This window comes from Propionigenium maris DSM 9537, assembly GCF_027925155.1.
Taxonomy (GTDB): domain Bacteria; phylum Fusobacteriota; class Fusobacteriia; order Fusobacteriales; family Fusobacteriaceae; genus Propionigenium; species Propionigenium maris.
The window spans coordinates 1-23,121 of record NZ_BSDY01000007.1 but is presented as its reverse complement, the minus strand read 5'-3'; the positions used below and the strand labels follow the sequence as shown (position 1 = coordinate 23,121).

At 42.9% G+C, this 23,121-nt stretch carries 27 protein-coding genes and 1 riboswitch; of the genes, 16 read left to right on the top strand and 11 right to left on the bottom strand.

What is annotated here, in order from left to right; genetic code table 11:
* The first annotated feature begins 126 nt into the window (after positions 1-126).
* Both cysK and epsC read left to right on the top strand, forming a co-directional pair.
* Positions 127-1,038, top strand: a complete 912-nt coding sequence (gene cysK, locus QMG11_RS08695; protein ID WP_281835207.1) for a cysteine synthase A — start codon at positions 127-129, stop codon at positions 1,036-1,038.
* A gap of 135 nt (positions 1,039-1,173) precedes the next feature.
* The gene (epsC, locus tag QMG11_RS08690; RefSeq protein ID WP_281835205.1) at positions 1,174-1,728 is read left to right on the top strand and encodes a serine O-acetyltransferase EpsC; all 555 of its coding nucleotides are present in this window, start codon (positions 1,174-1,176) and stop codon (positions 1,726-1,728) included.
* Between the two features lie 43 nt (positions 1,729-1,771).
* On the opposite strand, the gene QMG11_RS08685 is transcribed toward epsC, so the two are convergent.
* From QMG11_RS08685 to QMG11_RS08650, 8 genes are all read right to left on the bottom strand, one after another.
* Complete coding sequence (locus tag QMG11_RS08685) at positions 1,772-2,290, bottom strand: TDE2712 family protein (protein WP_281835203.1); 519 nt, start codon at positions 2,288-2,290, stop codon at positions 1,772-1,774.
* A gap of 70 nt (positions 2,291-2,360) precedes the next feature.
* Positions 2,361-3,149: an ABC transporter permease gene (locus QMG11_RS08680; protein ID WP_281835201.1), complete on the bottom strand. Its 789-nt coding sequence runs from the start codon at positions 3,147-3,149 to the stop codon at positions 2,361-2,363.
* Position 3,150: 1 nt separating this feature from the next.
* Positions 3,151-3,759: an ABC transporter ATP-binding protein gene (locus tag QMG11_RS08675; RefSeq protein WP_281835199.1), complete on the bottom strand. Its 609-nt coding sequence runs from the start codon at positions 3,757-3,759 to the stop codon at positions 3,151-3,153.
* Positions 3,752-4,066: a PadR family transcriptional regulator gene (locus QMG11_RS08670; protein ID WP_281835198.1), complete on the bottom strand. Its 315-nt coding sequence runs from the start codon at positions 4,064-4,066 to the stop codon at positions 3,752-3,754. Before QMG11_RS08670 ends, QMG11_RS08675 begins: the two co-directional genes overlap by 8 nt.
* Before the next feature lie 121 nt (positions 4,067-4,187).
* The gene (pfkA, locus tag QMG11_RS08665; RefSeq protein WP_281835197.1) at positions 4,188-5,150 is read right to left on the bottom strand and encodes a 6-phosphofructokinase; all 963 of its coding nucleotides are present in this window, start codon (positions 5,148-5,150) and stop codon (positions 4,188-4,190) included.
* 72 nt (positions 5,151-5,222) lie between these two features.
* The gene (locus QMG11_RS08660) at positions 5,223-6,053 is read right to left on the bottom strand and encodes an energy-coupling factor transporter transmembrane component T family protein (protein WP_281835196.1); all 831 of its coding nucleotides are present in this window, start codon (positions 6,051-6,053) and stop codon (positions 5,223-5,225) included.
* The gene (locus tag QMG11_RS08655; RefSeq protein ID WP_281835194.1) at positions 6,046-7,734 is read right to left on the bottom strand and encodes an ABC transporter ATP-binding protein; all 1,689 of its coding nucleotides are present in this window, start codon (positions 7,732-7,734) and stop codon (positions 6,046-6,048) included. Before QMG11_RS08655 ends, QMG11_RS08660 begins: the two co-directional genes overlap by 8 nt.
* A 3-nt stretch (positions 7,735-7,737) precedes the next feature.
* Positions 7,738-8,280 carry an ECF-type riboflavin transporter substrate-binding protein gene (locus QMG11_RS08650; protein WP_281835192.1) on the bottom strand — a complete coding sequence of 181 codons (543 nt, stop codon included), beginning with the start codon at positions 8,278-8,280 and terminating at the stop codon, positions 7,738-7,740.
* A gap of 94 nt (positions 8,281-8,374) precedes the next feature.
* Positions 8,375-8,472, bottom strand: a riboswitch (SAM riboswitch).
* A gap of 152 nt (positions 8,473-8,624) precedes the next feature.
* On the opposite strand from QMG11_RS08650, the gene QMG11_RS08645 reads away from it, so the two are divergent.
* From QMG11_RS08645 to QMG11_RS08630, 4 genes are all read left to right on the top strand, one after another.
* Positions 8,625-10,028, top strand: a complete 1,404-nt coding sequence (locus tag QMG11_RS08645; protein ID WP_281835190.1) for an MATE family efflux transporter — start codon at positions 8,625-8,627, stop codon at positions 10,026-10,028.
* Between the two features lie 19 nt (positions 10,029-10,047).
* Positions 10,048-10,551, top strand: a complete 504-nt coding sequence (locus QMG11_RS08640; RefSeq protein WP_281835188.1) for a GNAT family N-acetyltransferase — start codon at positions 10,048-10,050, stop codon at positions 10,549-10,551.
* Positions 10,552-10,703: 152 nt separating this feature from the next.
* Positions 10,704-10,937, top strand: coding sequence for a hypothetical protein (locus QMG11_RS08635; RefSeq protein ID WP_281835186.1), 234 nt, complete (start codon positions 10,704-10,706; stop codon positions 10,935-10,937).
* Positions 10,938-10,949: 12 nt separating this feature from the next.
* Positions 10,950-11,576 carry an OmpA family protein gene (locus tag QMG11_RS08630; RefSeq protein WP_281835183.1) on the top strand — a complete coding sequence of 209 codons (627 nt, stop codon included), beginning with the start codon at positions 10,950-10,952 and terminating at the stop codon, positions 11,574-11,576.
* Positions 11,577-11,786: 210 nt separating this feature from the next.
* Here the strand turns inward: QMG11_RS08630 and QMG11_RS08625 are convergent, their stop codons facing one another.
* The gene (locus QMG11_RS08625; RefSeq protein WP_281835181.1) at positions 11,787-12,554 is read right to left on the bottom strand and encodes a MipA/OmpV family protein; all 768 of its coding nucleotides are present in this window, start codon (positions 12,552-12,554) and stop codon (positions 11,787-11,789) included.
* A 207-nt stretch (positions 12,555-12,761) separates the two neighbouring features.
* Between QMG11_RS08625 and QMG11_RS08620 the strand changes: the two genes are divergently transcribed.
* The 3 genes from QMG11_RS08620 to QMG11_RS08610 all read left to right on the top strand — a co-directional run bounded on the left by QMG11_RS08620 (position 12,762) and on the right by QMG11_RS08610 (position 14,655).
* Positions 12,762-12,977 carry a YgdI/YgdR family lipoprotein gene (locus tag QMG11_RS08620; protein ID WP_281835180.1) on the top strand — a complete coding sequence of 72 codons (216 nt, stop codon included), beginning with the start codon at positions 12,762-12,764 and terminating at the stop codon, positions 12,975-12,977.
* A gap of 63 nt (positions 12,978-13,040) precedes the next feature.
* Positions 13,041-13,487, top strand: a complete 447-nt coding sequence (locus tag QMG11_RS08615; RefSeq protein ID WP_281835179.1) for a hypothetical protein — start codon at positions 13,041-13,043, stop codon at positions 13,485-13,487.
* Positions 13,488-13,563: 76 nt separating this feature from the next.
* Positions 13,564-14,655, top strand: coding sequence for an AI-2E family transporter (locus tag QMG11_RS08610; protein ID WP_281835177.1), 1,092 nt, complete (start codon positions 13,564-13,566; stop codon positions 14,653-14,655).
* 135 nt (positions 14,656-14,790) lie between these two features.
* Here QMG11_RS08610 and QMG11_RS08605 read toward each other — a convergent pair whose 3' ends face one another.
* Positions 14,791-15,450 carry a Crp/Fnr family transcriptional regulator gene (locus QMG11_RS08605; protein ID WP_281835175.1) on the bottom strand — a complete coding sequence of 220 codons (660 nt, stop codon included), beginning with the start codon at positions 15,448-15,450 and terminating at the stop codon, positions 14,791-14,793.
* A gap of 290 nt (positions 15,451-15,740) precedes the next feature.
* Positions 15,741-16,190 (bottom strand): GNAT family N-acetyltransferase, encoded by a 450-nt coding sequence (locus QMG11_RS08600; protein WP_281835174.1) that lies wholly within the window; start codon positions 16,188-16,190, stop codon positions 15,741-15,743.
* A 226-nt stretch (positions 16,191-16,416) separates the two neighbouring features.
* Between QMG11_RS08600 and QMG11_RS08595 the strand changes: the two genes are divergently transcribed.
* The 7 genes from QMG11_RS08595 (at position 16,417) to QMG11_RS08565 (ending at position 22,931) form a co-directional block, all read left to right on the top strand.
* Positions 16,417-16,929 (top strand): C-GCAxxG-C-C family (seleno)protein, encoded by a 513-nt coding sequence (locus tag QMG11_RS08595; protein ID WP_281835172.1) that lies wholly within the window; start codon positions 16,417-16,419, stop codon positions 16,927-16,929.
* A gap of 194 nt (positions 16,930-17,123) precedes the next feature.
* On the top strand, positions 17,124-18,101 hold the full coding sequence (gene selD / locus QMG11_RS08590) for a selenide, water dikinase SelD (RefSeq protein WP_373877222.1): 978 nt from the start codon (positions 17,124-17,126) through the stop codon (positions 18,099-18,101).
* Between the two features lie 5 nt (positions 18,102-18,106).
* The gene (gene selA, locus QMG11_RS08585) at positions 18,107-19,486 is read left to right on the top strand and encodes an L-seryl-tRNA(Sec) selenium transferase (protein ID WP_281835168.1); all 1,380 of its coding nucleotides are present in this window, start codon (positions 18,107-18,109) and stop codon (positions 19,484-19,486) included.
* A 63-nt stretch (positions 19,487-19,549) separates the two neighbouring features.
* Positions 19,550-21,451, top strand: a complete 1,902-nt coding sequence (gene selB / locus QMG11_RS08580) for a selenocysteine-specific translation elongation factor (protein ID WP_281835166.1) — start codon at positions 19,550-19,552, stop codon at positions 21,449-21,451.
* Positions 21,452-21,483: 32 nt separating this feature from the next.
* Positions 21,484-22,050 (top strand): sulfurtransferase-like selenium metabolism protein YedF, encoded by a 567-nt coding sequence (gene yedF, locus QMG11_RS08575; RefSeq protein ID WP_281835163.1) that lies wholly within the window; start codon positions 21,484-21,486, stop codon positions 22,048-22,050.
* Positions 22,050-22,313 (top strand): putative Se/S carrier protein, encoded by a 264-nt coding sequence (locus QMG11_RS08570; RefSeq protein WP_281835162.1) that lies wholly within the window; start codon positions 22,050-22,052, stop codon positions 22,311-22,313. Before yedF ends, QMG11_RS08570 begins: the two co-directional genes overlap by 1 nt.
* A 159-nt stretch (positions 22,314-22,472) precedes the next feature.
* On the top strand, positions 22,473-22,931 hold the full coding sequence (locus QMG11_RS08565; protein WP_281835160.1) for a hypothetical protein: 459 nt from the start codon (positions 22,473-22,475) through the stop codon (positions 22,929-22,931).
* Positions 22,932-23,121: the final 190 nt, after the last annotated feature.

Here is a 23,121-nt window from a genome sequence, read left to right as displayed (position 1 = left end):
TCAAAAAAAATCAAAAAGATCTATATAACACTTTATAAAACAATTTTTGACAAAGTGGTATAGTTAGTGTTATACTCTTCTTGTAAGATTTCAGACTATATTAATAAAGAATTCAGGAGGGGAATTATGATATATAAAAATGCACTTGAGATGATTGGGGGAACACCTATTGTGAGGCTGGCTCACTTAGAGGAAGAGGGGATGGCTGAGCTCTATATAAAGTTAGAGGGAAAAAACCCCGGGGGGAGTATAAAGGACAGGGCAGCCCTTGGGATGATAGAGGAGGCTGAAAGGCTGGGAGAGGTAAAGATGGGAAGTGTAATTATTGAACCTACAAGCGGGAATACCGGTATAGCTATAGCCCTTATTGGAAGACTCAAGGGATACAGAGTAATTATTACCATGCCAGACACCATGAGTGTCGAAAGAAGAAGCATACTGAAGGCCTACGGAGCTGAGATAGTTCTCACAGATGGAGCCAAGGGGATGAAGGGAGCCATTGATAAGGCAGATGAGCTGGCTACAGAGATAGAGAACTCCTTTGTACCCCAGCAATTTAAAAATAAAGCCAATCCGGAAAAACACTATAGGACCACAGCAGAGGAGATACTGGCAGACCTTCCAGAACTGGATGCCTTTGTAGCAGGAGTAGGAACTGGGGGAACTATTACAGGAGTAGGAGGAAGGCTTAAGGAGAGCTCTCAGAAGTTAAAGATATATGCAGTGGAGCCTACAACTTCAGCGGTACTCTCGGGAGAGGGACCTGGAAAGCACAGGATCCAGGGAATAGGTGCAGGGTTTATTCCAGAGATAGTCAAGACCCAACTTATAGATGAGGTTGTAAAGGTTGCCGATGAGGAAGCCTTTGAAGCATCAAGGAGAACAGCTTCCATGGAGGGTCTCCTGTTGGGAATATCCTCTGGTGCCAATATAGCAGCAGCTATAAGGGTGGCCAAGGAACTGGGAGAGGGAAAGAAGGTTTTAACTGTTTCTCCAGACGGAGGAGAGAAGTATCTTTCCACAGATCTCTATAGATAGGTTCTACCTCTTGGAATTGTGTAGAGTTTTGAGGTTATAATTTTAGGGGGTTCTGCAAAAAAAGATGAACAAAATCAAAATTACATTGATGAGTTACATCCATTGCAGGCATAGAGGTATAATTTATTGGGGGTGATGATAGTGTTTAAAAACTTAATGTATGATCTAGATAATATAAGGGAGAATGATCCCGCAGCGAGAAACAGGATAGAGGTATTTCTTCTCTATCCCTGTATCCATGCCATGCTCTTCCACAGAATAGCTCACTTTCTTTATAGGAAGAAGTCCTTCTTTATGGCGAGGTTTATCTCTCAGCTGTCGAGATTTTTCACGGGAATAGAGATCCATCCAGGAGCGGTAATAGGGAGGGGGTTCTTTATAGACCACGGTATGGGAGTGGTTATTGGAGAAACAGCAGTTATTGGAAATAATGTAACCCTCTACCACGGAGTTACCCTTGGGGGAACAGGTAAGGATACCGGCAAGAGACATCCTACAGTGATGGATGGAGCTGTTATAGGCGCTGGAGCCAAGGTGCTGGGGAATATTGTAGTAGGAAGGGAAAGCAAGGTTGGAGCTAACTCTGTAATCCTAAAGGATATTCCTGATTTTTCCACAGCAGTGGGAATACCTGGAAAGATAAAAAAAACCTTTAAAGTCTATGAGAAGATAGAAAAAAAAGGGGCCTAGGGCCCCTTTTTTTAGTAGTTTATTTAGTTTTAAAGAGTAGGAATTATCTTCTTCCCAGTACAGGAAACTCCTTCCAGATCTTCTCTTCAAACCATACCTTCATATCTTTATCCTCGATTGTTACAACATCTTCATTGTAAAGGTCAGCCTTTATATTGAAGAAGTTAACGATTAGTTTGTTTCCATCCTTGTAGCATACATCCATGTGCCCTGGGATAAATACTATCTCAGTATCCTCTCTTACCTCAATATCGTCAAGGTTTAAAGTCTTTAATGGATTTAGCATCATATTCATAAAGTCAAGATCCTCTAACATCCACATGTTGTTGTTCCAGAATCTCATCTCAGGTTTTGTACCTCTTAGTGGTTCCCTGTTTGATATAGCACTTAGTACCTTTCTTACAGAGTCAGCAGAAAACTCCTCTCCGTATAGTACCTTCATGGACGGATGGTCAGCAATAGTTACAAGGTAAGATTCCCCAACCTTTTCCTTGTCACTTGTAGCATTCCAAAAATAGTTCATACTTTCCATAACCTCAAGATTAATAGTAACTTTAGCCATTGTGTCCCCCTTATAATTGTTTAGTCAATATTAGGATACTTTATAGTTGAAGAAAATACAAGTGAAAAACTCAACTTTGGATAAATATATCCTTATCCAGTATATGATAGTCATCAAAAAATACATGGGATGTAATATACAGTGTAGAGAAGCTGCTGAAAAACTTGCACGAAAGTATGGCAAGCATGATAGCAATCTGATACTTGATGGCGGTCAGGGGAAGTGATCCACCTAATATTTGTCCCGTCATCATTCCAGGTAGGGAAACTATCCCCATGGTAGCCAGGTAGGCTATGGTAGGTGATATAGATGAGGTGATCCCCTCCCTTATATAGGGTCTGAGAGCTTCATACTTGGTGGCTCCAAGTCCCAGGGAGTAGAGGTACTCCTCCTCATTGCCCCTGAATGTCTTAAAGAAGGTGTTCAGGGTTATAATATTACCATTTAGGGTGTTACCCAGGAGCATCCCGCTTATGGGGATGAGATACTTTGCTTCCAGGGGATTATCCAGTCCTATGAGGAAGGAACCAAAGAAGATGAGGATAACCACCATGGGAACTCCCACAGTTACCAGCAGGATGGGCAGGATCCTCCTTAACTTGATCTGGGCAGACCTTCCTATGGAGAAGGTAGCTGTAAAGATCATAATTAGAAGGTATGCCATATTTATAAAGGGGTTATCCCAGAGGAATATATACTGAAGGTAGATCCCCACAAGGGAAAGCTGAATAAACATTCTTACTATGGAAACTACTGACTCCTTAACAAGCCTGATCTTCAGCTTGTAGAGGATTGCCAGCAGGGGAATTATAAATACTCCCAGATACATAATGGAAAGAAACGTAATATTTTTAGTCATGCTACCACCTCACTACTCTAAAGTTATCTGTATTCCAGTGACTGTCGTGGGAGATGAGGATAACAGTCTTATGGGTAGAGGCTATCCACTCCTCTACCTTCCTCTTCATGGCAGCATCCAGGGAGGAGGTTACCTCATCCAGAAGGAGAACCTCCCTGTCCATGAGGATGGCGATAATTAGTCCCAGCCTCTGTCTCTCTCCCCCAGAAAGCTTGTCTATATTCTTATGAAGGATCTCCCTGGAGAGGGCAAACTCCTCCAGGAGCTCATCCAGCCTCCCAAAGAAGTTGATATTCCTATTGGCTGAAAAATCTCCCACCTCCTTCAGAAGCTCATCCACTTTTAACTTTCTAAGGGTAATATCCTGGTTCACCCAGGCAATATCCCTTCTTATACTGTGTATACTTTCTCCAGTGAGCTTCTTACCTTTATAGTAGATACTTCCCCTCTGGGGCCTGATAAAGCCCAGAAGGAGCTTAATAAGGGTGCTCTTTCCCCTGCCGGAAGGGGCATTTAATAGGATCTTCTCTCCAGCCTCTATCTCCAGGGAAAAGTTATCCAATATTGTCTTCCCTCCAAAGGAGAGGCAGACATCCTCAAATCTAATCATCCCTATCTCCTCCCTTAACCAGTTCTCTGGCCTTGATCCTTGCTTCCTTCAGTACCTCACACCCAAGGGGAGTGCTTCTGTAGTACTTCCTCTTCTTTCCCTCTACGACTCTCTCCTCTACTTCCAGAAGCCCCTCCTTCTCCATCTTATGGAGGATGGGGTAGATGGTCCCGGGACTCATATTATAGCCATGATCCTTGAGGTGTTCAATGAGCCAGGAACCGTAGAACTCTCCCCTTGCCCCATGCCCCAGGATGTGTACCTGTATAAAGCCTAAAAATAATTTTCTAAGTATCTTATTTTTCATAGCAGCTCCTTATCTAAAGTTGATATCGCTTTTCGATATTTAATTATAGTATTGATCCTGAAATTTTTCAACAAAAAAAGGTAATTTTAATAAATTACCTTTAATCGTTAGATATTAAATTTTAACTGAGGTCCTCAACTATATCATAGAGAGGATTTTTTTCCTTTGGAAGATCCAAAGCTTCGATTATATCATAGTGTACCAGCTTATTTTCTCTGATTCCTATACACCTGCTGTTTACTCCCTCAAGAAGAAGCTTTACAGCATAGACTCCCATATTTGAGGCAAGAACTCTGTCAAAGGCTGTTGGAGATCCTCCTCTCTGGATGTGTCCCAGGATCATTGGATTGGTCTTATATCCAGTCCTCTCCTGCACCTCCTCTGAAAGATCTATTACATTTGTTATCTTCTCAGCGATGGCAATGATTACGTGTCTCTCTCCTCTCTCGTGGAGATCCTTGACTTTTTTGATGACATCTTCCTTGTCAAAGCCTGTTTCCTTGGTAACTATAATGCTGCACCCAGTTGAGATTCCAGCATATAAACTTAGGTCACCGCAGTATCTTCCCATAAGCTCTACGATATTGCACCTTATATGGGAGTGAGAGGTATCTCTTAACCTGTCGATAGCTTCCACAGCAGTGTTGAGAGCTGTGTCGAAACCTATTGTGTAGTCTGTGGAAACGATGTCGTTATCTATAGTTCCAGGGATACCGATACACTTTATCCCCATCTCACTTAGGGCTTTTGCCCCCCTGTAGGAACCGTCTCCTCCTATAACCACTACAGCCTCTATACCGGCTTCCTTAAGCTTGGTAACACCGACTCTTCTAACCTCTATATTCTCAAACTCAGGAAGTCTTGCACTATAAAGCATAGTTCCTCCCTGGGGAATTCTCTTATCTAAGTCTGAAGGATCAAGTTTTTTATAGTTTCCCTCTACGAGACCTTTATATCCCTCATATATACCGTATACTTCTATACCTGCTTTAACTCCGGCTCTCACTACTGCCCTTATTGCCATATTCATTCCAGGAGCATCTCCACCAGATGTGAGGACTCCTATTCTTTTTATTTTGCTCATCTTACACCCCCTATATAGAATTATATCGGATTTGGCAAAAAAAAGAAACCTCCCTGGGGGAAGTTTCTCATATTACTGGAATGGATACCAAAAACCTGTTATAAGGTTGTTTTTTAGATAAAATACCAGGACAAGAAGCAGTGTCATAGATCCCATGACTATAAAGTCCAGGGAGTTATATCTGCTCCCAGAGTACCAGCTTCTTTTTTTCTCTCTACCAAAGCCTCTCAGGTTCATGGCGTTGGTTACCACCTCTACTCTGTTAAGGGATGAGAGAACCAGGGGAATAAGGATGGTATTGTAGTTAACCAGCCTCTCCATTAGTGGAGCTTCTCCCTTTCTGAAGGCAACTCCCCTTGCTTCCTGGGCGTGCATTATATTTTTAAACTCCTCGCTCACATCTGGAATGTATCTCAGGGCGATATTAATAGCGTAGGCAACCCTGTAGGAGATACCCAGCTTATTCAGGCTGCTTGCGAACCTGCTGGGATGAGTGGTGAAGATAAACAGCATAGTTATTGGGGAGATAGCCATATACTTCATAGAGAGACTCAGAGCAAACCAGAGAGTTTCAGCTGTAAGCTCCCTTCCCATAAGGGTAAATACTGTAGTATAACTTCCTGAAAGCTCAGACCCAAACTGAGGGGTTACAGCTATGAGGAAGAGAGAATTAAATATAGTAAACATCACCACGAAGAAAAACAGGGGTTTAACTGATTTAAATGGGATCCTTGCTGCCCTTAAAAGGGTCATTCCCCCGAGAAAAAACAGTGTAAAGATTCTCAGGTCCATAAAGCTGAACACTGCCACCGTCCATACAATTAGGAGAAGGAGCTTCACACTTCCGTCCATGGAGTGGATCCTAGAATCCCTTTCTATATAAAGAGTACCTCCCTTAGCCATGTTCAACCTCCCCTATGTGATCGTAGTTTATAAAAGTATTCATGAGGTCTACAGGGCAGATACCCGATTTTTCAGCAAGGGTTGAAAGAGATGTTTCCTTCAGGTTGGCTCTCTCCATAATATCCCTGTCTCCTAGGATACTGCTGACCTCTCTGTCTGCTATAACCTCTCCCTTGGAAAGAACCACAGCTCTGTCTGCATATTCAAGGGCCAGATGCATATCGTGGGTAATAAGGAGGATTCCCACTCCCTCTGCAGCAATCTCCTTGATAAACTCCATAAATTCAAGGTAGTGCTTATGATCCTGTCCCGCTGTGGGCTCATCGAGGATGAGTATCTCAGGATCGAGGGAAAGTATCGCCGCGATACTGAGACGCTTCTTCTGACCATAGCTTAGAGCTGAAATGGGCCAGTTCCTGTATCTATGAAGTCCGCAGGTGGAAAGAGCTTTTTCAGCCCTCTCCCTGGAATTTTTGATCTTTCTTATCTTAAGTCCAAACTCCACCTCTTCCAGAAGGGTTTCCTGGGTAAGCATGTGGTTTGGATTCTGCATAACATAACCGATCTTCTCTCCCCTCTTTCTGATAGACCACTTGTCTATAGGGGTGTTGTTAAGGAAGATCCTTCCCTCACCCTTTACAATTCCTGTAATGGCTTTGGAAAGGGTGGATTTACCGGCTCCGTTATTTCCCAGAAGAGCAACAATCTCACCCTTGGAGATGTGGAGGTTAACTCCAGAAAGGATCTTTTCCCCCTGGTTATAGGAGAAGGTAAGGTCCTCTATCTTAAGGAGGGGTTCTTTTTCATCCTTCCTCTTTTCTTCCACAGAAGCGGTCCATCTTTTGAGTACAGAGATATCTTTTTCACCAAGTCTATATATTCCCTTATCTGCTTCTTTTTCAAGGTCAATACCGGCGTACTTGAGGGCCTCTATATATAGGGGTTCTCTGAGACCATTTTTTCTGAAGTCGTCCCTTACAAGGAGCTCCTCTGGAGCTCCGTTGGCCACGATCTCTCCCTCATTTACAATAACCACCCTGTCAAACTCAGCTTCCAGTACATCCTCTATTCTGTGCTCTATTACAACTATGGTTCTGTTGGTTTTTTTATGGATATCGGAGATGAGCTCCATAGCCTTCTTTCCGCTGGCAGGATCCAGGTTAGCAAGGGGCTCATCAAAGAGAAGCACACTGGCATCGTTCATCATTATTCCTGCAAGGGAAATGCTCTGCTTCTGTCCTCCGCTCAGTTCATGGGGGCTCTTCCCCTCCTGATCTGCCATATCCACAAGTCCCAGGGCTTCCCTGACGTGGGTCCTCATCTCCTCCTGGGAGATGTTTTTGTTCTCGTCGATGAAGGCTACGTCCTCTCCCACAGTAAGCCCCACAAACTGTCCGTCCTGATCCTGAAGAACAGTTCCCACATGGGAGCTGAGATCAAATATACTCTTAGTATGGGGTTCTACCCCGTCCACTGTGAGCTTACCCTCTATACTTCCCTTGTAGGCAGAGGGGATAAGTCCATTTAAACAGTGTCCCAGGGTGGATTTTCCGCTTCCGCTGGGACCTGCAATAAGTACCTTCTCTCCCCTCTTTATCACAAGGTTGATATTTTTAAGGGTAGGCTTTGAGAGGCTGCTATATTTAAATGTAAAGTTTTCAAAGGTTATCATGTCAGACATCGTTTACTCCACTTCCAGGTTGTTATGTTTTTGCTTTCTTTTGGCTATAGAGGAAACCACTGGTATTCCCACAAGGGCAGTAACTCCAAAGTTTGTGATGGTAGCCAGAATGATCTGAAGCCATACCTTGTCTCCAGGCTCACCGTAGAAGAATACATCTCCCACATAGGCTACAGCTCCTGCAGCTATCATCCCCATTACAGAGTAGAGGTACATCTTTACAAGGTGCTTCTTCTCGATCCTTCCCTCATCTACACTGAAGGTAGAGTCGAGGTTTATAAATCCTCCAAAGAGACCTATCATTGCTGAAAGAAATACCCAGCTCCACCATACACTTCCCCACATAATAAGGTCATTTAGAGCATGTCCTATAAATCCCACAAGGAATCCCACAAGGGGACCAAACATAGCCCCAAAAATAGTGAGCAGAGCCACAGCCAGTCTGAATGAAGTGTTTGGACCAACTGGAATTGCCACAGCTGAAAGGGTACCATACAGTGCCGCTCCTATTCCTACGGCTACTACACTTTTAGTTGATAATTTCATCTTTATCCTCCTATTTTAATTTAGTTATGTTCATAAAAAAACCTCCTACTATATGAATAGCAAGAGGTATGTAAACCTAGATCTTACATCTCCTCCCTCATCTCTGCGATTAACGCTGGACTTAGCACCTTCCTAAAACAGGGGTTGCCGGGTTTCACAGGGCCATTTCCCTCCACCTTCTCTCGATAAGAGTTTCCGAAGTGTATTTTAACATATTTATTGTTTTTTGTTAATAGATTATTGACTGATTTACTCCCGATTTCCCTTTGTTTTAGTGAGTTTTTCTGGAAAAAGGTATAAAAATGTGCTATTCTTTCCTGATAAAGAGATTAAAGGAGAGAATAATGGGTGCAAAGATAGATATGACAAGGGGGAGTATCAGCAGGGGGCTCTATAAGATGGCCCTTCCTGTAATGGGAACCTCTTTCCTCCAGATGGCCTACAATCTGGTGGACATGATATGGATAGGAAGGGTAGGAAGCAGAGCTGTGGCAGCAGTGGGAAGTGCAGGTTTCTACCTGTGGATGAGTTTTGCCTTCATCTTAATCTCCAAGGTGGGAGCAGAGGTCAGGGTAGCTCAGAGTGTAGGGGCCAAGAATATGAGGAGGGCCAGGGATTATGCCAGAAATGCCATTCAGCTGAACCTGCTTATGGCTGTCCTCTATGGAGCAGCTATATATATGGGAAGGGAAGCCCTCATAGGTTTCTTTAACCTGGGGGATCAGGGAGTCGTCCAGATGGCAGAATCCTACCTGGTTATCATAGCCCTGGGAATGATATTTAACTTTACCAATCCGGTATTAACGGGGATATTCAATGGTTATGGAGACAGTAAAACTCCATTTCTCATGAATACCATAGGTCTTGTTGCCAATATGATCCTGGATCCCCTCCTTATCTTCGGATGGGGACCAGTTCCGGCAATGGGGGTAGCCGGGGCGGCTATGGCTACAGTGATGGCTCAGGTGATGGTAACCCTCTCCTTCATTATCTATATAGGTAGGGGAAGGGGAGTTGTAAATAACCTTAGGATGACAATACTTCCAGAGAGGTATGTACTGGGAGAGCTATTTAAGCTTGGGTTCCCTGTGGCTCTTCACTCTGGTATGTTCACGGGATTCTCCATGGTAATAGCAAGGATAATAGCAAGCTGGGGTCCGGTACCTATTGCAGTTCAGAAGGTGGGATCTCAGATAGAATCCCTTTCATGGATGACAGCCCTTGGATTTCAGGCAGCTCTTGCTACCTTTGTGGGACAAAACTATGGGGCAGAGCAGCCAGAGAGGATAAAGAAGGGGTATAAGATTTCGGTGCTTATAATGAGTGTAGTAGGAGTAGCAACAACCCTTCTTCTTTATTTCGGGGCGGAACCTATCTTTGCCATCTTTATACCAGAGGAGGAGAGTATAAGGATGGGGATAGATTACCTCAAGATCCTCAGCTTCTCCCAGTGGTTTATGTGTATGGAGATCCTTACAGCAGGGGCCTTTAATGGTCTGGGTAAGACAACTCCCCCATCTATAGTGAGTATAGCTTTAAATGCAGCGAGGATTCCCCTTGCACTAATGCTATCAGCAGAATCGATTCTGGGTCTAAACGGCGTATGGTGGAGTATTAGTATTACTGCGACTCTTAAGGGAGTCATCCTTGTAGGATGGTTTATATGGCTTGTGAAGAGATGGGAGTTCTTCCAGGTGAAGAGTTCCAGTAAAATAGAGGAAACTATGGAGATAGGTTTAGAAGAGTAGTAGCTTAGGGGGGAGAAAGGTGATAAGAAAAACAAGGGTAGAAGATATAGAGGGGATCTACACTCTCTACAGGAGGGTGGCCAGGATTCCCGGAGGGCTGGCCAGGTATGAGGATGAGATAACTAAGGATTATATAGAGGGGGTTATAAAGAGCTCCATGGAGAGGGGGTTATCTCTTGTGGTGGATATAGAGGGGAGGATAGCGGGTGAGCTCCATGCTTACAGACCTGGGCTCAGGGTATTTGATCACGTCCTTTCAGATCTCACTATCTGTATAGATCCGGACCTTCAGGGGAGGGGCCTTGGAAGGGAGCTCTTTGAAGAGTATCTAAAAAGAGTAGAGGTAGAGATGGAGGAAATATCTAGAGTGGAACTCATAGCCCGTGAAAGCAACAGGGGAGCAATAGAGTTCTATAGGAGTTTGGGATTTGTTGTGGAGGGAAGCTTTGCAGGGAGGATCAGGGGAGTGGATGGAGAGCTGGAAGCTGATATTCCCATGGCCCACACGATAAAAGACCTATAATTTAATGATATTAAATTATTTTTATAAAAAAAACAAAAAAATTAAAAAATAAGCCAATTTTTCAGCCTCATAAAAAGGAAACCCCTATTTTTAAAAGAATACTCTTATATGACTAAGACAAAGACTGTCATATAATATAAGGAGGTTTATTTATGAAAAAGTTAATGGCATTAGCTGCAGCACTTGTATTAGTAGGTTGCTCATCTTCTGAACCTAAAGAGGATCCGATGACTACCCTAGAGGAAAGAGTAGCTTCAGTAGAGCAAACTGTAAATACTACCAACCAGGAAGTTATGGAGCTTAAATCAGAAGCTGCAGGTCTTAACCAAAGACTGGATACTTTAGACGCATCTATGGAGCAAATAAAAGAGGCTATGACACAATAGGGAGGGATAATAATGAAAAAAACGTTAATAGCATTATCGGTCCTAGCCCTTTTAACAGCTTGTAGCTCTACAGATAAGGCGAAGATGGACGACTTAGATAACAGGTTAACTGCTGTAGAGGCAATGAATACTGAAAATATGGATGCTCTAGCTGATACTAAAGCTATGATGGCTTCAGCTGAAGACAAGGTATATGAAGCTGAGAGAAAAGCTCAGGCTATAAATACCTTCATGAATCCTGAATCTGTATTCAGTAAGAGTGGAATAGAGATTGTAGTTGAAAATGGTGTTCCTACTCTTATCATGCCAAATGCAGTTACCTTTGACCTAAACTCAGCTGAGATAAAACCTGAGTTTAAGGAGATGCTAGATACTCTAGCAGAGGCACTCATGGAATATCCTCAAGGGAAGATAAGAATAGAGGGTCATACAGATACAACTGGTACTGCAGAGTACAATATGAGTCTTTCTAAGAAGAGAGCAGAAAGTGCTGAAGCATATCTTGTGGATAAGGGAATCGATGAAGCAAGAATAGAGACTGAAGGTAAGGGTCAGACAAAGCCTAGATACTCGAATAAAGACGCTGAGGGAAGAATGAAGAACAGAAGAATCGAGATTACACTATTTAGAAAGAAATAGATGATAATAAGGAGAGGGTTTTATCCCTCTCTTTTTTATTGGTAAGAAAAGTATAGAATTATTAAATAAGGCTAGAAGGGGTGGAGCGTTACTATAATTTTTTATTGCTTTGGAAGTTACAGGGTTTGAGGATCTTAAGAGAGGGGAGAGAGGTCTCTTTTATAAGGTTAAAATAAAAAACCGGGATATGATCCCGGTTTTAAATACCTCTTAGAACTTGTAGGCAAATCCTACACCTACTCTATAGAGAACGTCTTCTTCTACAATCGGTGAATCATCGATCTCGCTTGAGAGCTTCTCTACTCCTGCAAATCCAGTAAGGGTTATGTGGTCCCTTAAAGCATAGCTTGCTCCCAGATCAAAGGCAGCGGAGTATGCTCCGTCTGGACTGTACTTCTTATCGATCTTACTGTTTCTGTTAGCTTCGCTCTGGCTTACACCAAAGTAGTAGTCCACATAGTCGCTCTCAAAGTATGTAAGGCTAACTCTTGGAGTAAGGGTAAGCTTATCATTAACCTCAAATGGTCTGAAGACAGCTGTTCCCAGGTGTCCCCCCTCCTCTCCATAGGTACCGTGGAACTGAACTCTCATATCGTGCCAACCAGTTTTAGCTACAGCCTTTAGTCCTCCCTCGAACTGATACTCTCTCCTGTCTAAGTTGTTGTAGCCATCATCCATCTCGGATCTGTCCACATCAAATCCACCAAGTGGGTTTACATATGCACTTAGCGTCCAGGTATCATCCTTCCAGAAGTTATAACCTATGGAAAGGAGGCTGTAGTTTACATCTCCTGTCTTAAGGTAGAAATCACCATATGTTAGGTTAATAAAGGGAAGAGGAGTTCCCACTGTACCTACACCCTGATAGGGACTCGTTACAGCTGCTGCTCCCAGACCTAGAGTTGCATTAAAGTCCTGAGCATAGACTCCCGCTGAAAGGAGAGCTCCTACTCCTATAGCTAGAATTTTCTTATTCATAATTACCTCCATATATTCTAGTATTCATACTACATAATTACCCCCTTTATTTATTTTTCCTTTTTCAAAAGGGAAGATAAAGTAAAGTTTATGGGTCTCAGAATCTATTTTATAGGAAATCCCTCCATAAAAATGTAGTTTGTGCAACAGTTTTTAGGAAAAGAATAAAATATAATGTATTTGTAATATGAAAACAGGAGGTTAGTTATGAAGTTAAAGAGATTAGTTTTATCCATGGTGGTAGCAGGAGCACTTATAGGTTGTTCAACTCCTCAGAGGATAGTTCTTAAGGATGACACGGTAATAGAGACGAGGGATGAGGTTGACTACAACAAGAAGACTGGTTTCTATGAGTATGAGGATGCAGCAGGAAATGAAAATAAGATAAACTCAGCTGAGGTTCTTCAGATCCAGGAGATGTAGGCCTAAAAAACTTAGAAGGGACAGGGGGATCTAATAACTTCTTTCAATTGATATGGAGGCTATATGTTAAAAAAGATTATGGGATTGTTTTTTCTGGTTTCAGCTATCTGTTTTGCTGCACTTAATATGAAGGATGATGAGGTGGCAGGGGACTATTCTGTGGAAAGGTCTAGGAACAGCGTATTTTTGATAGATGAAAAAAGCGGGACAGTGGTAATCTATTCAGATGCCTATGAACATATAGAGGAAGAGGATATAGAGGATCTCCAGGAGAAGGGTCAGGTAGTGGAGGGGAACAGGGAGTTCTTTAAAAGCTATTCCGAGGAAAACCCAGAGACGGTAGCTTTTTCCAAGTGGCAGGGGGATACAGAGGGGTTTATAGTTATATTTGAGGACATGAACCTCACCTCTGAGAGAAAAGTGGAGGAGATGCTCGCTCACTTTGAGATAGAGGGAAGAGAAAGAGCAGTTGTAATGAATGGTATAAGGGATCACCGAAGGGAACTTTAATAGGAAATGTGAGAAGGAATACCGAGGAAGAGATGATATATTTAATATTAAAGAGATTAAGGAGTGAGGTGACCCTATGAACGAAAGAAGTGGTAGTAATGAACACATCTATAAATCGGTAGATGCTGCAATTAGGATTGGTTTTATAAGTTTACTTGTTATCTGGTGCTACTCTATATTGAAACCCCTCATTGTTACAGTGGTCTGGGGAATAATTATAGCTGTAGGGATATATCCCCTCCATGAGAAGCTGTCAAAGTTTTTAAGGGGAAGGAAGAAGCTCTCTGCCACCCTTATAACCCTTGCAGGGATTGCAATACTGGTGGTTCCAACAGTACTTTTTATGAACGCAACTGTGGACAGTCTTCAGGGAGTAGCTAAGACCTTGGAGGAGGGAACGCTGAAGATAAACCCTCCCAAGGATGAGGTGGCATCCCTTCCTATAGTGGGGCAGCAGATCCACGATACTTGGAAGCTGGCAGCAACTAATATAGAGGAGGTCCTTGCAAGGGTTCGTCCTCAGCTAAAGGAGATGGCTCCAAGGGTTCTTGCAACTATAGCAGGTTTTGGTGTTACGATCATCCAGTTTATAATTTCGGTGATAGTAGCTGGGGTGTTTCTTATGAATGCTGAAGCTGCAGGGAAGGGAGCAGAGAAGATCTTTGCTATTCTGGTGGGAGAGTATGTAGATGACTTTCCTCATATAGCAGCTGGTAGTATAAGAAGTGTAGTACAGGGAGTGCTAGGAATAGCGGTGATACAGGCTGTACTTGGAGGAGCAGGAATGCTTGTGATGGGGGTTCCTGCAGTGGGACTGTGGACCCTTCTAATACTCATCCTTGGAATTATGCAGCTTCCTCCTACCTTAGTTTTACTCCCCATAGCAGCCTATGTATTTTCAGTTAGCAGTACAACTCCGGCGGTAATATTTCTTGTGTGGTGTATAGTTGTGGGGCTTCTGGATAATATACTTAAGCCGCTCCTTCTGGGAAGGGGCGTGGATGTACCCATGCTTGTGATACTTCTTGGAGCTATAGGTGGTATGGTTACCTATGGTATAATTGGTCTCTTTGTGGGATCTGTTATCCTCTGCCTGGGATATAAGGTGTTCGGGGCGATAATGGAAAAGAACCAGAGAAGAGCTGAAGAAGAAAGAATAGAAGAATAGAGAGAAACCTCCCAGAAGTCATAGAGCTTCTGGGAGGTTTTTTTATTGTTTAAGGTAAAGTATAGAGCTTATAAAAAAACTGAATGAAATAATGGGTACTCCAACCGATTATTAGGATGCAACGCCACGTTGCCTTTATAGTTTCTCCTCGAAGATATATCTCAGCTTCTCCTCGCAGATAACCTGAATAGTTTTTCCCTCCTTCCTTACTACCCCCTGTTCCTGAAGGGATGAAAGGGCCCTGTAGAGGTTTGTCCTGTCGCACTTTAGTAGGTTTGCAAAGAGGGAGTAGCTCCTAACTGTGTATTTATTGTCTGTGGAGTGGTTGTAGAGGATGTAGGCCAGGTACTCCTCCAGGGTAAAGATACTTTTAAAGTAGTTCTCCTGAACTACATGGGAGGAGTAGTTAAAGAATTTCTCAAAGGTAAACTCAAGAAACTCGGGGGTTTTTAAAAGTGTCTCAACCTTATCCTTGTTGATACCATAGAGGATAGATTCCTTGGAGAAGGATGCCACATAGTCATTGAGGTTGTGGTATTTTTTTTTGAAGTATTTTGGAATCCCTCCCAGCTGGTAGTCCTGGGGATAGACCCTTGTTAACAGATGGTTTTTACCATCTTTATCTGGGTAGAAAACATCCAGTGCTCCCTGGATGATAAAGTAAAAGTCACCATTTTCATTTATCTCAGAGGAGCTCTTATTCTGAAACCTTTCAAGGGGAATTTCGAAGAGGTCCTCTGGGGAGAGAAATGCACCATAGCCGCTCTCCATTAAGTAGTTCTCGATCTTATTCATTTCTTCACCTTCCTGGATATTAATAGGGTAATACTTAAGTATTCTACAGGAAATAAAAGTTCCTTCAACGTCATCTATGTGTTTTTATTTAGTTTTTTTAAGATTAGGTTAAGAATTAGGGAGGAACAACAGGAAAAATCCAGAGATGTAAAGGGAGAGGGAGACTGCATAAATTTCGATCAATGAGAGAGCAGTGGAGATAAGGGTGAAAATCAAAAAAATGATAAAAGAAAGTGATGGAAAAGCTATAAAAAAACTCCCTGGAACAGATGCCCAGGGAGTTTTCTGTATTAAAAGAACTCACAGTTGTACTGCATATCCAGATGGGGAATGCCGTCTTCATCGTAGACATCGGAGATCTCTACAAAACCAAGATTCTGGTAGAAGCTTTTGAGGTACTCCTGGGCTCCTATTGTAATCTTCTTCTCTGCGGATCTTTCAGTGAGGTACTTTATCCCCTCCCTCATGATCTTCTTGGCCAGGCCTCTGCCCCTCTCATCCTTAGCCACTAGAACCCTCCCTATGGAAGCTTCGTCGTAGGAAACTCCCCTATCAACCAGCCTTATATATGCAACTATCTTTCCCTTCTCCTGAATCCACATATGGGTTGACTTGAGGTCCTTCCCATCGATATCGTTGTAGACACAATTTTGTTCCACTACAAACACTTCCGATCTAAGGGCTAAGATTTTATATAGTTCATCAACACTAAGTTCCTTAAATTTTTTTATCTTAAACATCGCAATCCCCCTATAATAAAGTAATATGCTCATGTTGAAGTATACCCCAAATAAATACAATATACAATGGAAGTATGGTATAATAGAGGGGCAAAAATAGGGTAAAAGAAAATAGCTGGAGAAATTATTAACTATTGAGTTTTAGCCCTTTAAGTGGTATTATTTGATAGTAGAATGCTACATTATGTAAAATAATACTACACTTGTAATCTGAGGAGTGGATATAGTGGAGAAGATAAATATAAAAGAGATCAGAAAAACAGCGGAAAACTACTATCAGAATGGTGAATTTTACTGCTCCGAGTCTATAATAAAGACTCTTAAGGACAGATTTAAGCCAGAGGTTGGAGATGAGGTAGTGGCTCTTGCATCGGGGTTTCCAGTTGGAATGGGAAAGGCAGGTTGTACCTGTGGTGCAGTTGTAGGATCCCAGATGGCTCTGGGGCTTATCTTTGGTAGGCAGAAGGCCAAGGGAAAGGAAGTAGAAAAGGCTATGGAGCTTTCTAAGGAGGTTCATGATATCTTCAGAAGGGACAACAAGACTCTTTGCTGCAGGATACTCACAAAGGATATGAAGCTTGGATCAAAGGTTCATATGGAGCAGTGTGTGAGGTTTACCGGGGACATGGCAGAGGCCACAGCCAGAATAATAGCCAGGGAGCTAGGAGTTGAAACTGAGGAGGGGGTTATCCAGCCTGTGAAGAAAAAGAGTCTTTTGGGGAAGATTCTAGGTAAATAGCGGACACTTTATAAAAATAAATTATGATGTTAAAAACTGTCGGTTTTCCCCTGACCTAAGGGTATGAGTTGGGAGAGAGGCAGTTAATATAGATACTAATAAAGTAATATTTAGAGAGGAGATTGAGGGAAATGAATAGTGAAATGAAAAAGATTAATCTAAATACTTGTTCAGTTGGAGGCTGAGCGGGGAAAGTGGGGCCGGAGGCTCTAAGTGGTCTACTCTCTAACCTTCCGAGTGTGGAAGATAACAATTTGATAGTAGGTTATGAAAAATCAGATGATGCAGCAGTTTATAAGGTTTCAGAGGAGCTGGCTCTTATCCAGACCCTGGACTTCTTTATGCCTATGGTGGAGGACCCATATATCTTTGGACAGGTGGCAGCAGCCAACTCCCTGAGTGATGTATATGCCATGGGTGGAGAACCAAAGACTGCAATGAATATAGTGTGCTTTCCAGAAAAGATGGATATAGAGATACTGGGTGAGATACTAAGAGGGGGAGCTGAAAAGATAGCAGAAGCCGGAGCAGTACTCAGCGGAGGACATACAGTACACGATGATGGAATAAAATACGGGCTCTCTGTAACTGGTTTTGTACATCCAGATAAGGTGATGAAAAACTATGGTTCCAAGGAGGGAGATGTCCTCATACTGACAAAGCCGATTGGTACCGGTATCATCTCAACCGCTTATAAAGTGGGGGAAGCAAGCCAGAGAGCTATAGATGAGATGGTTGAAAATATGACAACTCTGAATAAGTATGCAATGGATATAATTAAAAAATATCCAGTGTCAGCTTGTACAGATATCACAGGATTTGGTTTCCTAGGACACGCCTATGAGATGGCAGATGCCAGCGACGTAACCTATGACCTTCACAGGGACCTTATTCCATATATTGAGGAAGCTAAGGAGTATGCTCAGGAGTTCTATATCACTGGTGGGGGCCAGAAGAATAGAGTTTTTGCGGAAAAGCATGTGGATATGGGGGATACGCCATTCTGGATGCAGGAGATAATGTTTGACCCGCAGACATCGGGAGGGCTGTTATTTTCTGTAGAGGAGAAGTATGCTGGAGAGGTTCTAGAGGAGCTAAATAAGCTTGAAATAAAGTCTGCAATTGTAGGTATGGTTGAGAAGAGAGGCGAAAAAATAATTAACGTGGGGTAGAGACTATGAAAAAAGAATTATTTAAGAAACTTCCAAAGGTAGATGAAGTAATAAAACTGCCTGAGATGAAGGAGCTGGCTAAAAACATAGATTACTTTAGTTTTACAGAGGGTATCAGAGAGGGAATAGACAGATACAGAAGGGGTATATTAGAGGGGAATATAACCACCTTTGAAAAAGAGGACATCCTAGAGGAGATCAGGGGGATAGTTACCAAGAGGTCCCAATTTAACCTGAAAAATGTCATCAACGCTACGGGGACTGTAGTTCATACAAACCTGGGAAGATCCCTTATATCTGAGAAGGCTGCCAAGAATGTGGTGGATGTAATCACTTCATACAACAACCTTGAGTACAACCTTGAAAAGGGAGGAAGGGGAAGCAGGTATGACCACGTAGAGGAGCTTATTTGCCAGGTAACTGGAGCTGAAGCAGCGGTGCTGACTAATAACAATGCAGCAGCAGTGATGCTGGCTCTAAATGAGTTTGCAAACAATGGTGAGGCCGTTGTATCCAGAGGGGAGCTTGTGGAGATAGGGGGATCCTTTAGGGTGCCTGATATCATGGAGCTTTCTGGAACAAAACTTGTTGAGGTGGGAACTACCAACAGAACCCATGCCAGAGATTACAGGAAGGCAATAACTGAGGACACCTCAATGCTCCTCAAGATCCACACATCCAACTATAAGATCATAGGTTTCACCAAGACGGTGACCAATGAGGAACTTGTGGAGATAGGTAGGGAGAATAACGTTCTTACTATGGAAGACCTTGGAAGCGGAGTCCTTGTGGATTTCAGTAAGTATGGAGTGAAGAAGGAGCCTACGGTTCAGGAGAGCATAGCCTCTGGAATAGACCTGGTTACCTTCAGCGGGGATAAGCTTCTGGGAGGACCTCAGCTGGGAGTAATAGTGGGTAAGAAGAAGTATATAGACAGACTTAAGAAAAATCAGCTTCTAAGAGCCCTGAGGGTAAGTAAGATGACCATTGCAGCCCTGGAGCCTACCCTTAGATATTACCTGGATGAGAGGGAAGCTGTGGCTGAGATACCTACCCTGAGAATGATACTGGAAGCTCCTGAAAAGGTAGAGGCAAGGGCTGAAAGACTCCATAAACTTCTGACAGACAGGGGAGTGGCGTGTGAAGCAATGGAAACAGAGGCTACCATAGGTGGCGGATCTATGCCTGGTGAAACAGTTGAAAGCTACGGGGTGGCCATAGAGGGGAACTCTGTGGAGCTTGAGAAGGCCTTCAGACTGGGAACTCCAAATATAGTGGGAATGATAAGGAACGACAGATTTATCCTGGATGTAAAGGCTATTCAGGAGAATGAGATGGAAGTAGTGGCAGAGAGAGCAGCAGAGATAACAGGGAAGATGAAGTAATCCTTCTCTGATTTAGGGGAATCTGCTTGGAAGAAATAGATATTTAATAAAAAAGGGGAAGATATGAGAAATATTGTAATAGGAACAGCTGGTCATATAGACCACGGTAAAACAACACTTATCAGAAATCTTACCGGTGTAGATACAGATACTCTTCCAGAGGAAAAAAAGAGGGGAATGACGATAAACCTGGGCTTCACCTACCTTACTCTGGAATCTGGAAAGAGAGTGGGACTGGTAGATGTACCGGGACACGAGAAGTTCATAAAGAACATGGTGGCCGGAGTAAGCGGAATAGACTTTATGATGCTTGTGGTAGCTGCTGATGACGGTGTAATGCCCCAGACAAGGGAGCACTTGAATGTAATCAGGCTTCTGGGAATAAAGAGGGGAGTAGTGGTAGTAACCAAGACAGACCTTGTAAGCCCAGAGAGAGTTGCCGAGGTAAGGGAAGAGATCAGAGAGGAGTTCAGGGGGAGCTTTGTAGACAGGTGTGAGATACTTGAGGTAAATTCAGGGAATTTAGACAGCTATAAGCCACTGAAGGAGCTCCTGAACAGCGAGATAGAGAAGATAGAGGATGAGGACGAGGGGAAAAATAACTTCAGACTATCTGTGGACAGGGTATTTAATGTAAAGGGATTTGGAACGGTGGTAACTGGAACCTCTACCGGAACAAAGATCTATGAGGGAGATAACCTTACCCTCTACCCAAGCATGAAGAGTGTAAGGGTAAGGGGGATACAAAACCACGGTGTTAGTGTAGAGAGCCTTGAGCCTGGGAACAGATGTGCCCTGAACTTAGGGGGAGTGGATGTAAAGGAGATCACAAGAGGAGATATCCTGGCTACTCCAGACAGCCTCTCTATGTCCGACAGGATAGATGTAAACCTCAGCATCCTTGAGGGGAAGAAGAAGATAAAGAACAACCACAGGATAAGACTTCACCTGGGAACTACAGAGGTAATCGGAAGGATAAGATTATTTGGAGTAGATGAACTGGCTGGAGGAGAGGAAAGTCTTGCCCAGCTTATGCTGGAGGATTCCATAGTAGGTCTTCCGGGAGATATAGGGGTAGTGAGAAACTACTCACCTATGGATACCATAGGAAGCGTTAAGATCCTTAATATGAAGGGTGAGAGGGTAAAGAGAAAAAATACCGAGTATATCGAGTCCCTTACAAACCTCCTGAGCGGAGGTTCCGACTACAAGGTGGAGAAGTGGCTGGATGAGAACAGCAGCGCCTTCCCTACAATGAAGGATATCGCCATAGGAACTGGTAGTGAGATTGCTGTGGAGGTTATAGAGAAGCTTATGGAGGAGGGAAAGGTATTCTGCCTTTCAAGCATAGAGCTCAAGAGATACTTCCACATAAACTACCTACAAGAAGCAGAGGCTAAGGTTGTAGAGTTCCTCAAGGAGTACCACGAGAGGAATCCGCTGAAGTCTGGAGCCAATAAATCAGAGGTAAAAAATAAGTGTTTTGCCAAGAAGCTGAAGGTTAAAAACTACAATGAGATATTTGAGATAATGGAGGCTAGAGGGGTAGTAAAGGCCAATGAAAACCTTGTATCCCTTGCAGACTTCAAGGTAAAGCTCACTAAGAAGCAGAAGAAGGTAAAGGACATCATCCTGGTGAAGTATAAGGAGATGGGATTCAAACCGCCTAAGTACAGTGAGCTGGAGGATCTGGTAGAGGATAAGGTGGCTCTTAAGGAGATGCACACCCTCCTTATAGACAACGGACTTCTTATACCTCTGGAAAAGGATATCTGCTTTATGAAGGGATTCTTCAATGAGGGAGAGAAGAGGATAAGAGAGAGAGCTGAATCCAGCGGGAAGATTACCCTGGCTGAAACGAGGGAGGCTCTGGAAACCAGCAGAAAGTTTGCTCTGGCATTCTTGGAAAAGCTGGATTCCCTGGGAGTAACCAAGAGAGTGGAAGATTACAGAGTTATTAAGTAGGAGCTTGGAAACGGAAGGAGAAAGGAGAGAAGATGATAAGAGTTGATGCAATAGGACTGACTTGTCCCATGCCTATAATAAAGACTAAGAAAGCCCTAAAGGGAGTAGAGAGCGGTAAGGTAGAGGTAGCTGTGGATAACGATACCTCCAAGGAAAACCTAGAAAAGATGGCATCTGAGATGGGCCTTTCCTTTGAAACTACAAAAGACGGAGATATATGGAAGGTGACTATCGACAAGAGTGAGGCTGTAGAGGAAAAAACAGCAGAAAAGTCCACTGTAATAGTCATCGCTTCAGACAAGATGGGAGAGGGAGATGAGGAGCTTGGGAAAACTCTTCTAAAGGGATTTATCTATACCCTTACAGAGATGGAGCTCCTTCCTAAGATGATACTTTTCTACAACGCCGGAGCTAAGGTGACAGCAGAGGGGTCGGTTTCCATAGAGGATCTTAAGGAGCTTGAGAGCAGAGGGGTAGAGATACTTACCTGCGGAGCATGCTTAAACTTCTATGAGCTCCAGGTGGGAGTGGGAAGTGTAACCAATATGTATTCTATAATAGAAAAGCAGATGACAGCAGAAAGGATTATAAGAGTATAATGAGAACAGAAGTTTTTGGTCTTCTTGCCCTGGAGTCTACTAATGTGGTGATGAAGCTTGAAAAGGAATTTTTAGAGATGGGACTCAATATAAGGATAATACCTGTTCCCAAGGAGGTTACAGCCAACTGCGGACTGTCCCTGAAGTTTGATCTGGAAGACAGAGAAAAGATAAAAATTCACATGGATAGTGAAAACCTCAGAGGAGAGTTTTTTAGGATAACTAAGAAGGGCCTCAAAAAGGAAGTTGAGAAGATACAGTAAATACGTGTAATACCCAAAGAAGCAGAGGATCAAGGGATCTATCTGCTTCTTTTTTTCTTGGAGGCAAGCCTCTATCAGTGATTTTTAATTAAGCTAAACTTAAGATAATATGTGAAAAAAATATGGTAATATCCTTCGTAGGAAAATAAGGGGGGAATTATGAAGAAGATATCTAAACTAATGGCATTATTTGCACTGGTTAGTTCAATGACTATGGCAGGGGAGTATATTCCGGGAACCTATAGGGGGGCTCAGGAGTCAACTCACAAGAGAGGGTTTTCCTACACCAACTTCATAACTATGATAGTAGGTGAGGAGGGAAGGATAGATCAGGTGATTATAGATGCCACCTTTCCTGTGGATGCCAGGGACCTTAACAAAGGGTTTACCACAAAACAGCTCATGGGAGAGAGCTATGGGATGAAGGCCGCTTCTGGCATAGGAAGGGAGTGGAATGAGCAGGCAGATGCCATTGCTGCTCACGTGGTTGAAAATCAGGGGATATCCTTTGAGGTAAATGAGGACAAGACAACTGATGCCATCGCAGGAGCCAGTATGAAGGTCAACTACTATGTATCAATCTTAGAGGAGCTTATTGCCCAGGCAAGGGCAAAGTAATGAAAAGGTGTAGAAGCTAGGGAATCCTTCCCCAGCTTCTACACCTTTTTTATTATTAAGGAAATAGAGTGTTGCAAAAGTAATTCACAAAAAATTAAAAATCATATCCAATATAGAGTAATAATTGAGTTACCACACAAAATTCTACTCGAAAGGATATGACCAGTAATGTATATACCTCAAACTACTA